At 42.0% G+C, this 15,386-nt stretch carries 15 protein-coding genes and 1 tRNA gene; 10 read left to right on the top strand and 6 right to left on the bottom strand.

What is annotated here, in order from left to right:
- Window positions 1-38 precede the first annotated feature (38 nt).
- Window positions 39-575, top strand: coding sequence for a stage V sporulation protein T (gene spoVT / locus AC1TO6_RS19110; RefSeq protein WP_482103214.1), 537 nt, complete (start codon window positions 39-41; stop codon window positions 573-575).
- 321 nt (window positions 576-896) lie between these two features.
- Here the strand turns inward: spoVT and AC1TO6_RS19105 are convergent, their stop codons facing one another.
- The 4 genes from AC1TO6_RS19105 to garR are packed head-to-tail and all read right to left on the bottom strand — an operon-like array spanning window position 897 to window position 5,491.
- Window positions 897-2,219 (bottom strand): gluconate:H+ symporter, encoded by a 1,323-nt coding sequence (locus tag AC1TO6_RS19105; protein WP_482103213.1) that lies wholly within the window; start codon window positions 2,217-2,219, stop codon window positions 897-899.
- A 52-nt stretch (window positions 2,220-2,271) separates the two neighbouring features.
- Window positions 2,272-3,111: a class II fructose-bisphosphate aldolase gene (locus tag AC1TO6_RS19100; protein WP_482103212.1), complete on the bottom strand. Its 840-nt coding sequence runs from the start codon at window positions 3,109-3,111 to the stop codon at window positions 2,272-2,274.
- Window positions 3,112-3,148: 37 nt separating this feature from the next.
- Window positions 3,149-4,594, bottom strand: coding sequence for a four-carbon acid sugar kinase family protein (locus tag AC1TO6_RS19095; protein ID WP_482103211.1), 1,446 nt, complete (start codon window positions 4,592-4,594; stop codon window positions 3,149-3,151).
- Window positions 4,595-4,597: 3 nt separating this feature from the next.
- A complete protein-coding gene (garR, locus tag AC1TO6_RS19090) occupies window positions 4,598-5,491 on the bottom strand; it encodes a 2-hydroxy-3-oxopropionate reductase (RefSeq protein ID WP_482103210.1) in 894 nt (297 codons plus the stop codon).
- 242 nt (window positions 5,492-5,733) lie between these two features.
- Between garR and AC1TO6_RS19085 the strand changes: the two genes are divergently transcribed.
- A complete protein-coding gene (locus tag AC1TO6_RS19085; protein ID WP_482103242.1) occupies window positions 5,734-6,375 on the top strand; it encodes a GntR family transcriptional regulator in 642 nt (213 codons plus the stop codon).
- 225 nt (window positions 6,376-6,600) lie between these two features.
- Here AC1TO6_RS19085 and AC1TO6_RS19080 read toward each other — a convergent pair whose 3' ends face one another.
- Entirely contained in the window at window positions 6,601-6,774 is a 174-nt protein-coding gene (locus AC1TO6_RS19080) for a Spo0E family sporulation regulatory protein-aspartic acid phosphatase (RefSeq protein WP_482103209.1), read from the bottom strand.
- 220 nt (window positions 6,775-6,994) lie between these two features.
- Here AC1TO6_RS19080 and AC1TO6_RS19075 point away from each other — a divergent pair, with 220 nt between their 5' ends.
- The 7 genes from AC1TO6_RS19075 (at window position 6,995) to AC1TO6_RS19045 (ending at window position 12,212) form a co-directional block, all read left to right on the top strand.
- A complete protein-coding gene (locus tag AC1TO6_RS19075; protein WP_482103208.1) occupies window positions 6,995-8,587 on the top strand; it encodes a putative polysaccharide biosynthesis protein in 1,593 nt (530 codons plus the stop codon).
- Window position 8,588: 1 nt separating this feature from the next.
- A complete protein-coding gene (yabN, locus tag AC1TO6_RS19070; protein WP_482103207.1) occupies window positions 8,589-10,058 on the top strand; it encodes a bifunctional methyltransferase/pyrophosphohydrolase YabN in 1,470 nt (489 codons plus the stop codon).
- Window positions 10,045-10,335: an RNA-binding S4 domain-containing protein gene (locus tag AC1TO6_RS19065; protein ID WP_482103206.1), complete on the top strand. Its 291-nt coding sequence runs from the start codon at window positions 10,045-10,047 to the stop codon at window positions 10,333-10,335. Before yabN ends, AC1TO6_RS19065 begins: the two co-directional genes overlap by 14 nt.
- A gap of 88 nt (window positions 10,336-10,423) precedes the next feature.
- Window positions 10,424-10,720: a sporulation protein YabP gene (yabP, locus tag AC1TO6_RS19060; protein ID WP_149582686.1), complete on the top strand. Its 297-nt coding sequence runs from the start codon at window positions 10,424-10,426 to the stop codon at window positions 10,718-10,720.
- Window positions 10,717-11,184: a spore cortex biosynthesis protein YabQ gene (yabQ, locus tag AC1TO6_RS19055; RefSeq protein ID WP_482103205.1), complete on the top strand. Its 468-nt coding sequence runs from the start codon at window positions 10,717-10,719 to the stop codon at window positions 11,182-11,184. The genes yabP and yabQ overlap by 4 nt, the downstream gene beginning before the upstream one ends.
- A gap of 54 nt (window positions 11,185-11,238) precedes the next feature.
- Window positions 11,239-11,658 carry an FtsB family cell division protein gene (locus AC1TO6_RS19050; protein ID WP_482103204.1) on the top strand — a complete coding sequence of 140 codons (420 nt, stop codon included), beginning with the start codon at window positions 11,239-11,241 and terminating at the stop codon, window positions 11,656-11,658.
- 128 nt (window positions 11,659-11,786) lie between these two features.
- On the top strand, window positions 11,787-12,212 hold the full coding sequence (locus AC1TO6_RS19045; RefSeq protein ID WP_179393599.1) for a S1 domain-containing RNA-binding protein: 426 nt from the start codon (window positions 11,787-11,789) through the stop codon (window positions 12,210-12,212).
- A 381-nt stretch (window positions 12,213-12,593) separates the two neighbouring features.
- Here the strand turns inward: AC1TO6_RS19045 and AC1TO6_RS19040 are convergent.
- A tRNA-Met gene (locus tag AC1TO6_RS19040) sits at window positions 12,594-12,667 on the bottom strand.
- 216 nt (window positions 12,668-12,883) lie between these two features.
- Here AC1TO6_RS19040 and AC1TO6_RS19035 point away from each other — a divergent pair.
- Complete coding sequence (locus AC1TO6_RS19035; protein WP_482103203.1) at window positions 12,884-15,298, top strand: SpoIIE family protein phosphatase; 2,415 nt, start codon at window positions 12,884-12,886, stop codon at window positions 15,296-15,298.
- Window positions 15,299-15,386: the final 88 nt, after the last annotated feature.

Here is a 15,386-nt window from a genome sequence, read left to right as displayed (position 1 = left end):
AAGTCTTTGTTCAATTTGTAGAAAGTGAGGCATCATACATGAAGGCAACAGGAATCGTTCGCAGAATTGATGATCTTGGAAGGGTAGTTATCCCTAAAGAGATCCGCAGAACATTGAGGATACGTGAAGGGGATCCACTTGAGATTTTTACCGACCGTGATGGTGAAGTTATTTTAAAGAAATATTCACCGATATCGGAACTCGGGCAATTCGCAAAAGAGTATGCGGAAACCCTTTACGAAACACTTGGAACTCCAGCACTGATTAGTGACCGTGATGAAATGATTGCCGTCTCCGGGTTATCTAAAAAAGATTATTTGAATCGCCAATTGTCCCCTGATATCGACGAAATCATGAATGGTCGTAAAGTCGTCACGGAAAAACTTGAAAAAGCCATCGAATGGGTTCCGGGACAAGTCGAACAAGTTAAATCTTATTGTATCGCACCAATTGTAGCTGCTGGGGATACAATCGGAGCTGTCTATTTACTGTCGAAGGTGCATTTTATAGGAGAAACCGAACTGAAAGCAGCGGAAACAGCTGCTCATTTTTTAGCAAAACAGATGGAACCGTAAAAACAGCCCGCCAAAACCGGATAACACTGGTTTTAGTGGGCTGTTTATATTTACGTGGTGGGCAATAGAACATAAAATGACAGGTTAACGAGACAGCTATTCCGACAAAGGCTGCATTACATGTTTTTTTGTTATCCCCCAGTTTCAGCTGTTGCGATTGCAGGGCAGTTTGACTCCGATGGCTTGTGGCACCCCATATAGCACGCCATATTTACTTTAACTTCTGAGGAAAATGAAAAGAAAGCTGTATACATGAACATAAGAAAACAAAAAAGGTGTCTTCTTACTTCCGTTTATCGGGAGAAGAAGACACTTTTATTATTATGAGATAAGCATATTAAGGACTAAGACACCAGCTAATCCAACTATCGAGAGAATCGTCACCATGACCGACCAAGTTGCAATCGTTTTACCGATTGAAAGATTAAAGTACTCTTTATAAATCCAGAATCCCGCATCATTTACATGGGAGAACGTAATACTACCTGCACCAGCAGCCAATACCATCAGTTCTGGGCTGACACCCGTCATTGCGACTAGAGGTGCTGCAATACCGGCAGCCGTCATACCGGCAACAGTAGCTGAACCTACCGCTACACGTAAAATAGCAGCAATTAACCAAGTGAGAAGTAACGGAGATAGAGTCGAGCCTGCCATGATATCTGCAATATATTGGTCGATGTGACTGTCAATAAGCACTTGTTTGAAGGCGCCACCAGCCGCAATGATCAGTAGAATCATTGCGATTCCGCTTACAGCCTCCGAAGTCGATTGCATAACCTCTTTCATTTTTCTACCGCGGTTCAGGCCAAACGTAAAGAAGGCGAGAATCACGGAAAGTAACAAAGCAATATTGGGATTGCCGATAAAGTCAAAGAACGGCATTATTGCTGATTCTGGAATAGCGATTTCTACAATTACTTGAGAAGCGATTAAAATGACCGGCATTAAGGATGTCAAAAGACTGGTAGCAAAACCAGGCATTTCTACCTCTGTAAATTCTTTCGGGTTAAATAATCCCTTCGGAATATCCACTTCTAAATATTCTTTTTTGAACAACTTCGTGAATAATGGTCCACCAATAATAATGGCAGGAATCGCAATTATAATTCCATATAATAAAGTTTTCCCTATATTAGCTTCAAATACACTAGCAATCGCTGTCGGTCCCGGGTGAGGGGGAACAAAGCCGTGCATCGTAATAAGTGCTGCAATTACTGGCATCCCAACATATAATATCGGTACTCCGGCTGCAGTAGCGATTGTAAATACTAAAGGAATTAAGACGACAACCCCTGTTTCGAAGAACAAGGCAATCCCGACGACAGAAGCTGTCAAAACAGCAGCTAGTTGAACTCTCTTTTTCCCGAAGGATTTAATAAGGGTTGTCGCAATTCGCTGTGCGCCGCCTGAATCTGTCATCAATTTACCAAGAATTGCTCCAAAAATGATAATCATCGTCAGACTTCCAAGTGTTCCACCTAAACCGCCTTGTACGGATGCGATTGCATCAATCGGCGACATTCCTTCTAATATCCCGACTACTAGGGCGACAAGGATTAAAGAGATAAAAGCATTTAACTTAAAAACAATCATTAATAGAAGTAATAGGGCAACTCCTATACAAACAGACACTATCGGCATGATATCCCTCATTTCGTCATATAGTAAAATGTAAATCGAAGAACTAATTATGTTATTGTTTATTTGCAAACAATCGAATGAATTTAGTCATCACGGGTTCAATGGCTTGTTGCATTTCTGCCATAACAGTGGAAAGGTGGACCATTTCTTTGTGTTCGAAACAGGTTTGTAAATAGGAAACGGCAGCCATGGAAACCTCCGTATTAACATTCACTTTGCATATTCCAAGTTGTACAGCTTGTCTAATGATGGACGCTGGAGTTCCTGATCCCCCATGTAGCACAAGAGGAACGTCAACAGCCTGTTGTATACTTTCTAAAAGCGACAAATCTATCTTTGGCTCACCTTTATACATACCGTGGACAGTGCCGATAGCGGCTGCCAAAAAGTCTACGCCTGTTGCGTCAACAAAGTCTTTTGCAGACTGCGGATCAGTCAATGTACCATCTCCTTCTTCTTCATCGGAGAATTCACCTTTCGCCAAGGAACCAATCTCAGCTTCAACAGACACGCCTGCCATATGGGCAATTTCTGTAATCTCTTTTGTACGGCGAATGTTTTCTTCTAACTCAAAGGTAGACCCGTCAAACATAACGGATGTAAATCCACAACGGATGGCTCGAATGATTGATTCCTTTTCATATGCATGATCAAGATGAAGTGCAATAGGAACGGAGGATTTTTCAGCCATTGCTATTACGAAGGCTGAAAACCCTTCAACATCAACGGTAGGGAAATAACGTTCTCCCAGTGCAATAATGACCGGTTGATTTTCCTGTTCGGCAACTCGCACCGCTGCCTGGGCAGTTTCTAAATTGTATACATTAAAAGCTGCAACAGCGTACTTGTTTTGCTGTGCATGCTGTAATATCGTTTTCGTATTTACTAACATGTGAAATGCCCCCTTATCTTACTTGATGAACAATTGACTAGTTATTTAAAATTTCTACTGTTTCTTTTAAAGTTGTTACAGCTCCTACATTACCTGGGAAGATAACGTATGCGATTCCTGGAAACTTACTTTCCTCTCCAGTAAACCATACCGGAATTCCCGGTTTTATTTGACCGGCTACCGTTGCTCTTTTTACTTCAAGACCTTTTGTTCCAATATCGCTGGACGTGATGCCGCCTTTTGCAACAATATAATTTGGTCGTACGTTCAGACGTTGCACGATACTTGTGACCGCATCCGAGATTTTCACGGATAGTTTCAATTCTTCTTCTTTTTTGCCCTCACCGAGATCCAATCGCTCGCGCCTCGTATACACCGTCACTGTTTTACCGGAGCGAACAAATTTTTCGGTTTTTTCAATCACTCGATTTACTTCTTCTTGGAACTCGGCAGGTTGCAACACAAGATGGGAATCGAATTCAATAAATTCGATAAAATCACTTGTTTTCAATGCATCTAATTGCTCAGTTGTCTTTTTAACATGAGATCCAACAAGGATTAAACCGCCATGGCCTGTTTCTTCCCGAATCAATTCTTCTCTTGTCAAAAGTGCTTTATCGCTCACTCCGCCAATCACTTTAGTAAGAGCAGCCGCACTTCTAAACATGAATTGTTTCCCGGATTTCATAGCTTTGATAAGAGCAATCACAAAAACTTCTACATCTACGTAATCGACTGCATTCACAACTACTTTATTGAAATCATTAACTTGTAGTAATTGGTTCTTAATGGTTTCAATATCAATCGCCCTTAAGCTTTCAAGAGAAATATATGTGGAATTCACAGCTTTGAATTCACCGTTTGTTTTTTCCTCAACCCATTCGCCTAAATGAGACTTGGAATAACCGAACGTCCTGTCCTTCGCAAATTCCGTCTCTCCTGCAGGCACTAGATAGTCTTCATATTGCACATAGTGGATATTGTCGACTGTGTAGCGGCCACCTTCTTTGAAGAACGGCAAAATTACTTCCCCGTCATAGCGAATGTCCATAGCTGATTCGATTGTATTTTTCAATACTTCTGTCTCAAGAGGATAATGCCCTCTTAAAGTTGAATCTCCGCGGCTAATGATAATAAAGTCCTTGTTCTGTTTCTTCGCCGCCTCTACGACGTTTGCAGCAATTTCTGTATGTGCTTTTTCCGTTTCAGCAGCAGTGAATCCTCTGGAATTTGTCAATATGAAAAACATAGCATTTTCTTCTACAAAACCTTGTTCCAAACTTTCCACAGACCAATCGGTATAGACGGAAATACCATGAACCGTTTGAACACCTGTTGGATCATCATCCAGTACGATGATCTTTTTATTCAAATCAACTAATTCGTTTGCAAGCATACCTTTCACGGCTTGTGAATCGACCGCTTGGATATTCTCTAAAACATCTTGAACTAATCTCTTTTCATTACTCCCAATTGTGGTCATTGATTAAACTCTCCCAACTGTAATGTTTGCCATTTTTTCATAGTATTGAACAATTCCGCCATGGTCATCCGCCGCTTTACCATCCACTTTTAATGCGTGGAAAATCTCCAGTAATTGGCTAGATAACGGCATTGGAACGCCAATACTATGCGCTGTTTCCATTACGTTTGTCATATCTTTCAAGTTAATGTCAATTCTTCCGCCTGCCACGAAGTTTCGATCAAGAATTAATGGAACTTTCGCATCTAGGACGGCACTTCCTGCTAATCCACCTCTAATTGCTTGGTACATTTTTTCTACATCGATGCCTGCTTTTGCAGCTAATACCAATGCTTCGGACATAGCAGCAATATTTAAGTTCACGATTACTTGGTTGGCTAACTTCGCGGTTGCTCCGCTTCCATTACCACCAACCAATGTTATTTCAGAACCCATTGCGAATAAAACATCCTTCACTTGTTCAAAAACTTGTTCTTTCCCACCAACCATAATCGCTAACGTGCCTTCTATTGCTTTCGGTTCACCACCGCTAACAGGTGCATCCAACATTTCTACGCCTTGTTTTTCCGCGATTGCTGCAATTTCTTTTGAAACAACAGGGGAAATCGAACTCATATCAATAATAACAGCGCCTTTTTTCGCGCCGCTAAGGACACCGTTTTCACCCAATACTACTTGTTGTACATGATGTGAAGCGGGCAGCATTGTAATAATAACATCACTATTTTCGCCGATACCTTTTGCAGAATCCGCTGCTTTTGCCCCAGCATCTATCAGTGTTTGTACCGTCTCTTTATTCAAATCATTCACCATGACATCGTACCCTTTAGCTAATAAGTTCAATGCCATAGGTTTCCCCATGATACCTAAACCGATGAAACCAATTTTTTTTGACATGACAATTCCTCCTATTTATCTTAGTGTTCCTTACTTTATAGTGTAAAATACTCTCAATTAATTGGAATTGTAACCGTTTACAACAATCCTAACAATTATATTGTATACCTTTTTTAAAATTTTGTACACATTTTAACTAGTTTTGTATACGAAAATGAAGCCGTAACATTTTAGGCTTTCTTTCTCTATCTACTTTTGATAAGTTAATGGTAATTAGGTTGAAGGAAATTGGAGTGAAAGAAGTGACCCGAAACGATAAAAGCCCTCGCTCTGCTTACCATCAAGCATATGAAGTGATTCGTGACAGAATCCTAAACGGAGATATACCAGGCGGCACCAAAATGGTAGAAGAAAAATTAGCGGCAGAATTAGGATTTAGCCGTACACCTATTAGAGACTCTTTAAGACAATTGGGTCATGAAGGACTGATCGTCAATAAAAGAGTTGTACAGCCCACAGAAAAAGATTTACGCAACTTGTTTCAAGTACGAATTCTTCTCGAAGGTTTCTCTGCGAAGTCAGCTGCTACCTATTTGCCGGAAGAAGAATTAACCGCGCTTTCCAATTGCGTTACAATAGGAAGAGAAGGTACAGTTGAAGAGATAATGGAAGCCAATGAGCACTTTCACGAAATTATTGTTCAAGCCAGTGGTAACGCTCTAATGATAGATACAATAGATCGCATGAAGTCCATAATTTATCTTTTTCGCAAGACCGTGGTGCTTTACAATCGTCCGCGATTAATAGACGAGCATGAGGAAATTTATGAAGCGATCAAAGAAAGAGATGGCGAGACAGCAAAACAGCTAATGGAAGCTCATCTAAAGGAGGATTTAGATTTTTGCCTCCATATATTAAGGAGTTCAAGTCATAATCACATATGAAAACTATACGGCCCCCACTTTTTTAAGAAGTGGGGGCCGTATAGTTTTGAAATAGGGTTTAATTCATCGCCGTTATCTATGAAAGAATCATTGAGTATTCGGTAATGCTGAATGGATGTCAGGGTTTGCTCTGAAAGGTTTGACGCTTTTTCCCCATTTACAAACAAGCGTTACAAACCAAGGTGGTTTGTAACGCTTATTGATGAAATATGTCCATTTTTTTGTTCATTGTATAGATTGGATTCCTTGATATCTATTCAGCAATATATCCAGCTCTTGACTGTGTTCGACGACAATTGGATGACTCAAACCAAAGTCTTTTGCTTTCATATACATAATTTCCCTTTTTGATTTTATGAGAACCGATAGAATACGTTTTTTAGGAATTGTTTTTATCATTCTAGTCCCTCCGATTTATTTATATCACCATTCTTATTTTTTAATACAATTTAAAGTAAGATATTCACAAACTTCATACCTATGTCTTTCCCATACAGTTGAACCATTAAACCTATTCTGAAAATTTAATTTGGATATTTGTAATACTTACTTGGAAATCTTTAAATTATTCATTCATGGTATAATGAATCTACTATGTATGACAGAAAGAGGCACGAAAATGGCGCAACAATGGGATATGAAAACATTCATGAAAGGCGCGTCGATTCTGACGATTTCTGCGATTATTGTGAAATTACTTGGTGCGGTCTACCGAATTCCGTTCCAAAATCTTGTCGGCGACAAAGGGTTCTATATTTATCAACAAGTATATCCTTTTATCGGTATTTTTATCGTTTGGACGTCTTATGGCTTTGCGGTAGCTGTATCGAAATTGCTTGCGGAAAGTACAAGCCGCGGTGAAGCAAAAGCGATGATGCGTGTGGCATTTACATATCTACTTTTATTATCAATAACCTTTTTTGTTCTATTAACTGTTTTTGCACCATTTTTCGCGCACTCCATGGGAGATCCCGCACTTGCTCCACTTCTGCGGGCAGGCGCGTATATCGTTCTGCTTATGCCGGCGTTAGCGGTATTGAAGGGGTCATTTCAATCGGAGGGACAGATGGTGCCAGTTGCCGTTTCCGGTGTTGGTGAGCAGGCTTTCCGTGTAACCGTTATCCTCATTGGGACATGGATTGCGATGCGGACAGGTGCATCGCTGTATACAGCGGGTGAAGTGGCGATGTGGGGTGCGGTTATCGGAGAAAGTGCGGGCGTTGTAATTCTCGCTCTCTATTTTCGTAATTCATTCAAAGACCCGCTGGAAAGAGTCGATACATGGCGAGTGGTAAAAGAATTAACGGTTGTCAGTTTGGGGGTCAGCGCAAGTTCACTCATTCTCCTGATGTTTCAACTGGTCGATTCATTTACGATCTATAATATCCTCATGTCTAATGGTCTTGCAGAAGATACGGCGATGGTAATGAAAGGTGTCTACGACCGGGGACAACCGCTTGTGCAAATGGGGATTCTAATCGCTTCGACATTAGCGCTTGCGATTGTTCCACTAATCGCTCATCATTCAGCAAAAATAGCGGGACAAGGGGCATTGCCATTTATCCGATTAACGTTCCGAACAGCATTCCTATTCGGATGGGCCGCCGCCGCTGGGCTTGCGCTAGTTTTACCCTATGTGAATGAAATGCTGTTTGAAACACGTGATGGTACCGCAGCACTCGTAATTTTTTCGTTTCAAATTTTTTGGCTATCGCTTATTTTACCGCTAACGGCGATGCTACAAGGTGCAGGGAAAGTGAAAGTGCCGACGCTTCTACTTATTGGTGGACTGGTTATAAAAGTCTTTGCAAATCAACTGCTTGTCCCCAGATGGGATGTCATTGGCGCGGCAATTGCAGGAAATATTGGTTTCGCGGCGATTACGTTTGGACTCTTACTTTATTTCAAAAAGGTTTGGCCGATCCGCCTTGCACAAATCCGTTTTTACGGATGGGTGATAGCGGCGACTGTCCTTATGATTGCAGTTGTCCTGCCATGGATGCTTATTGCAGACGGGTTTATATTCGACAGGTTTCCAAGTAGGATAGGTGCGACAATTATCGCGCTAACTTCTGTCGCTGCAGGTGCAAGTGTTTTCCTTTTCGTTGTTATGAAATCACGTATAATGGCAGAGAAGGAATGGTTTCTGCTGCCATTTGGCAAGCGTTTTGCTACATTGCAATTACGACTTAATAAAAGAAAAGGTGAATAACATGCATCGGTTAACAATTATTGGTCTCGGTGCGGGTGACCTTGATCAGTTGGCGCTCGGGACATACCGAAAGTTAAAAGAAGCAAACCGCGTCGTAGCGCGTACGGATCAGCATCCTGCTGTCGCTGAATTAAGGGCAGAAGGACTTGTTCTGACAAGCTTCGATGAAATTTATGAAAAACACGACTCGTTCGAGCGGGTATATGATGAAATCGTAGATCAGCTGCTTGCAATGTGTGAGGAACAGCCAGTTACCTATGTTGTTCCGGGACATCCACTCGTGGCCGAACGAACAGTTCAGCTATTAGTCGAGAAAGAGCGAGAAGGTATCGTTCAGCTTGAAATTGCGGGCGGCAACAGTTTTCTTGACCCGATTTTCGCAGCGCTGCGCATTGATCCAATTGAAGGATTTCAATTGCTTGATGGTACGGATATAAAACGCGATGATGTCCATATGACGCAGCATGTGCTGATTGGACAAGTGTACGATGCATTCGTGGCGTCTGAAGTGAAATTATCGTTGATGGAGAAATACGCTTATGATCACCCGGTGACGATTGTGACGGCGGCCGGTTCGACAGGCGAGAAAATTAGCACAGTCCCTCTATTTGAACTGGACCGAGTGACTGAAATTGATAATTTAACGACCATATATGTACCGCCTGTCTTCGAACGGGAAGCGCGGTTGAAAGAATGGACGACGTTTAGAGAAATCATTGCTGCACTGCGCGCTCCTGATGGATGCCCATGGGACCGTGAACAGACGCATGGATCATTGAAACGGTACTTAATCGAAGAAGCACATGAACTGCTTGAAGCAATCGATAAGGAAGATGACGGAGCAATCATTGAAGAACTTGGTGATGTATTACTTCAAGTGTTCCTTCATGCTCAAGTTGGGGAAGATGACGGTTACTTTGCGATGGAGGATATACTTCAATCGGTCAGTTCGAAAATGATCCGGCGGCACCCGCATGTTTTTGGTGATAAGAGTGTGAAGGATTCTGAAGAGGTCCTGCAAAATTGGCAAGAAATTAAGCAACAAGAAAAACCGCATCTGGCATCGCTTTTGGCAGGGCAGAACCGACCTTCTTCTTCACTACTGACGTCATTTAATTACCAGAAAGAAGCGGCAAAGGTTGGGTTTGATTGGCCTACGATTGACGGTGCTTTTGAAAAGTTTGAAGAGGAATGGATGGAGTTCCGTAAAGAATTGGAGAGCGGAACAAAATACAGTCAAATGGACGAACTGGGTGATGTCCTGTTTACCATCGTCAACATTTCTCGCTTCCTCAAATTGTCTCCTGAAGAAGCAATGGTCCACGCGAATCAAAAGTTCAATAGACGGTTTTCATTCGTTGAAAAAGGTGTAAAAGATGGACGTGGTGAATTTGCGGACTATACACTTGACGAACTCGAAGCATTTTGGCAATTAGCAAAAGAGGGGGAAGATAATCATGAGACTCGATAAATTTTTGAAAGTATCTCGCCTCATCAAAAGAAGGACGCTTGCAAAGCAAGTAGCCGATCAAGGCCGTATAACGATTAATGAAAAGGTTGCGAAGGCATCGTCTGTCGTGAAAGAAAGCGACGAACTGGCAATCCGTTTCGGTCAGAAAGTAGTGACGGTTAAAATCAATATGCTGAAAGATACGACTAAAAAAGATGATGCAGCCTCAATGTACACGATTTTGAAAGAGGAGAAACTTGAAAAGGTGGAACCGGAGTTCATGGATGACGAAGATTGAACGGCATGACAGGGAATATTCCTGTCATGTTTTTTTATGGTCCGGCATAAGATGGCAATGAACGTACAAGCAAAGGGGGAAGCATATAATGCAATTTCAAACTGATAGTCCTACGTACGCAATTCCATCAGGAGACCATGTCGTTACGATGCGCAACAGAAAGCGGATGGATCTCACATCGGTAAAATCAATTGACCGCTTCGATCAGGAAGAATTTCTCGTTCGTACATCTCAAGGATTGTTACAAATCCGCGGAGAGGAACTGCGCATCGTCCACCTAGATGTCGATAAAGGACTTCTTACATTGGAGGGAACGGTCAGCACGATTCAATATGATGAAGAAGAATCAGGCTCAAAAGGTTTCCTCCATAAATTGTTTGGATGAGTTTATCCGTTCAATTTCTTAGCCTGCTCGCTATGATTGGGACGGGCATTGTCGCCGGGGCATTCATGGACATGATTGGAACAGGCACCACACACGCCGGCAAGAAATCAATTATTCGAAAGCGCGCGGCCTGGATTGAAGTGTTTGGATGGATACTTGTCGGATGCGGAACGTTTTATATTCTTTATCTTGTCAGGGATGGAGCATGGCGGATGTATGACCCCTTTGCTCAGATAAGCGGACTGCTTCTTTATGCAAGTATCTTCTATAAGCCATTCCGGTTTCTTGGTAGATTAATACTGGCATTACTAATAAAGCCGCTTTGGTTTCTTGCGCGTCTGATTATTACGGTTATTCGACAAATCATCCGTTTCATTATAAAAGTCTTTGTAATACTTTTCACACCAATTGTTAAACTATACCACTTCATTTCTGGAAAACTCTTTAAAGTGAGAGTGAAATGATGTATAATTTATGGACTAACAACTTGTAAGGTGTGAAGAGAGGAAGTGTGGGACATGCAACAAAAGCAGCCGAAGAAATCGTCCGAAAGGATTGCATCGATTCAAACTGAATATGTCCGCTCCCTAAAAAAGAAAGTAGATAGGAAGAATGCGCGAAAAGTTCGTCTATACAGGAGACTAGCGGTTTTTGCTATCATTTCAGCAATTATCCTTGGCGGTCTAACGAATATGTTTTTCACTCAGAAGAAAGCTTTGGCAGAGAAAGAACTACAAAAAGAAGAAATGCTGACGCAGCTTGAAGAGGTAAATGAAGAGCAGGACATGCTGAAAAGACAACTAGTGAAATTGAATGATGATGACTATATTGCTAAGCTTGCGCGCAAAGAATACTTCTTGTCCGAAAAGAATGAGATTATTTTCGCAATACCGGAAAATGAGAAAAAAAAGGAAAAAAAAGATGAAGGAAAAGAGTAGTCTTATTGACACTCTTTTTTTATTGGCTATAATGGAAGTACGGTTCTTGCATTTGCAGGACTGATTAATATGGTTGCAAGGCTTCCAGCGTGGGGCCCGCTTAAATTTTAAGGAGGAGCATTTTTTTTATGTCAATTGAAGTAGGCAGCAAGCTAGAGGGTAAAGTAACAGGGATCACAAACTTCGGGGCATTTGTCGAGCTACCGAATGGCTCTACAGGCCTGGTCCATATAAGTGAAGTAGCGGACAATTATGTCAAGGACATCAATGATCATTTTAAAGTCGGTGACATGGTTGAAGTAAAAGTGATGAATGTCGGTGCAGATGGTAAAATCGGGTTGTCGATTAGAAAAGCGAAGCCTGAATCTGAGCAGCGTCCAGAACGTCCTCAGCGTCCGCAACGTCCGCGTCAAGGTGGTCGACCTGCTCCTGATCGTCCGGAGAACTTTGAACAAAAGATGGCAAAGTTCATGAAAGATAGCGAGGAGCGCCTCTCAACACTTAAGAGAGCGACAGAGTCGAAACGCGGTGGCCGTGGCGCAAGCAGAGGGTAACTTGCTAGCTGTTTCAATTCATGAAAAAATGTACGATAGTATAAAGAAAAACGGTGGCCAAGGGTTATTACTCTTGACCGCCGTTTTTTGGATTTTAAGATGTAATGTCTAAGAGACTGTCATAATTCTAACTAGGATAATTGCGGTAGTCTGACAAATTGTCATGGCTCGTCAATAATAGCTCCTCTTCTTGTTTGACCTAAAAATATAAGAGCAGTCCCAGCGTCGTTAGCAAACGACACTGGGACTGCTCTTTTACAACCTATCGTCTAGCAAGTTTAAATCATTTGCTGCTCGTGACACGATATAGCGAACTTAGACTGTTTTTTTAATCGTATGATGATTTTCGCATATAAACGACCATTTTTTGTAACTCATTTATGGCGGCAGAGGGGATCGAACCCCCGACCTCACGGGTATGAACCGTACGCTCTAGCCAGCTGAGCTACGCCGCCTTAACCTTATTTGCAAAAGAACTTGTTTCTGCTCATAAGAACAACAATATTTATAATACAATCGAACCGCGCCAGTGTCAACCTACTTCGAAGGAAAAAAGAAAAAACAGTTCGGAATGAGTCGAAACATTTTATTTTCTTCTTGTCATGAACAGACAATTTCCTGGCAAACGCCTATGTATACTCAAGGCATAGTAGACATAGGGGGAATGGGAAATGAAACTAATCGATAGCGTAATGCGTCCTGTGGGCCATCCGATTGGCATGTATCTCGAAATGATTGGGAAACGAAAAATGCATATTTTAGTTGCAAGCCTATTCTTATTTGGATCCTTTTTCTTGGCACAAGCTGTTTTGTTCGACGCGGCTGTTCCTTTTTTCTTGCCGGTTTGGGCATTGGCACGGGCGCGCTTTAGGAAGCATCTGATATGGGTATTTATCGGTGGAATGCTAGGGAGTGCTTTTCTAGGTCTTGGACAAGCTGTCATTCATCTACTGATGCTTGCTTTGTTCAACGCAGTCATTAAGTATCCATTGTTACGAAAATCGGTACCTTTCACGGTAGCCGGATGCATCATCATCGTACAGGTGATATGGCAGTTTGTTATGCATGCCGGACAACCCCCAGTCAATGTTCAACTATATATAGGTTTTGAAGCAGTTCTTGCTTTATTTATGACGTTTTTCCTTTTTGTTGCTTTCCCGCCTGCTGATCGAATCTTTTTTGGAAAGTGGACACCTGAGCGGCTTGGGGCGGCTTGCCTTATCGGAGCGATGGCTACAACTGGTATGAGTGGGATTATGTTGGGATCTGTATCGGTTTCAGGAACACTTATCCATCTTGCAATCTTACTAGCAGCACTAGTGGGGGGACTTCCATTTTCAACAACAGTCGCGATGATAATCGCTGCAATCGTTGGGATAGCAGAATTATCGTTTACCGGAATGATGGCGGTCTATGGGATGACGGGCTTTTTTGCAGGTGCATTACGACGCTTTAAAAAAATGGGTATTGCAGTGGGGGGGATTGCGGTATCACTATTCTTCCTTATGTATGATCTGACGTTGCCTCTTGATAAATCTCATTTTGTGACAATCGGCGTAGCTACTGTTCTTTTTTTGTTTTTCCCAACAAAAAAACTTGAGACAATTCGGCGTGTATTTCATCCGGAAAACACGGATGTGACTGAAAAGCGACAGAAATGGCTAGCGGAAAGACTAGATGAACAGTTATCTGACTTCCAACAGTTCTCCGAATTCATGTCGGCACTCGTTAGCGACCGGTTTTCTCCGCAGAGTAATTCGAATATGGTGCCTCAACAAGTCATACCGAAAATCTGTCAGTCTTGTTTTAGGTACTCAAAGTGTTGGGATAGTGGAGACAATGATATGGGAGGACTGATTAATGAATGGGAAATGACCTATTCCATGACGAAAAAAGCGAAGCGGCACCGCGTGGAAGAAAAAATAAAATACAAGTGTATTCGTTTTAACGGACTTGTGGCAGAACTTGAAGAAACAGCAGCTTCAAGTTTATTGACAGGGCAACTTCAACACGGACGAAAAATGCTAGCTCTCCAGTTACGGGATATGAGTACTCATCTCGATAAAATAATGAATGAAGTTAAAGAGGATTTATCTGTTTATAAACCAGCTGAAGAAGAGTTAGCAAAACGTCTGCTAGAAAAAGACATCGAATTCTTTCAGATTGATATGTTGTCAGGAGAAAGGGGAGCGCGTCGCATCATCTGTTGTATCCCGGAGAAAAGATCCGACTTCGAAACAGATACTACGGTGGCAGAAAGGTTAATCCTACCTGTTCTAGAAGAAATGTATGACGAGCCTTTCCGGGTCGCAAAATCTCTCGTACTGCAAGAACCATTTCCGCATATTCAACTGACGTTCGGCTCTGCAGTTCGCTTTTCACTGGACTATGGCGTTGTCGCGACGGCGGGTGGTGAAACATTCCGAGCAGGAGATGCCTATGAAGTGTTCCCAATACATGAAGGACTAACTGCAGTCCTGTTGTCGGATGGGATGGGACAGGATTTGAATGCCTATCATGAGAGTCGAAAAGTAATCCGTCTGATGCGGGAGTGTCTTGATAGGAAAATGGATCCTGAAACGGCCATGCATACGCTTCACTATATGATGTCCCTGAACGGACTTGATGATATGTATGCAACACTAGATCTTGCTCTTATTGATTTACAGGACGGTCGTATTTGGTCTTGGAAAGCCGGGTCGATGAGTACGTATATTAAACGGGGGGAGGACTTTTTAAGGTTGGACAGCAAATCTGTGCCCGTTGGTTTTCTCCCATCCTTTTCTATTGAGGCGAAGAATGAAGAGTTAAAGTCGGGTGATATTATACTAATGTTAACGGACGGCATTTTTAACGGTGATATTCCAATTGAAAAACAAGAGGAGTCGCTGTATAACAGCCTTGAAAAATACGGAGGTTACGAATGCGACAAAATCGCCGATCGAGTTATGCATGAGATGGAGCGGAAGTTTGGTGTAATGGGTGACGACCGTACAGTGTTAGTTATGAAAATCGATCATGTATTGCCGAAGTGGTCAAGTTTTACACCGTACTCGCAAATTATTTCCCGGGAAAAGGCGATTTGAAGAATCTTTAAGGGAGTGAGGGGACCCTAAATTGAAGCCCCTTTAGAAGTTTTATGATAAAATTTGATTAAGAGTAAGTCACTATAGG

It is taken from the genome of Sporosarcina sp. Y352 (genome assembly GCF_056786535.1).
Note: the sequence above shows the minus strand (reverse complement) of the source record. Positions and strands in the feature narration are given on the sequence as shown.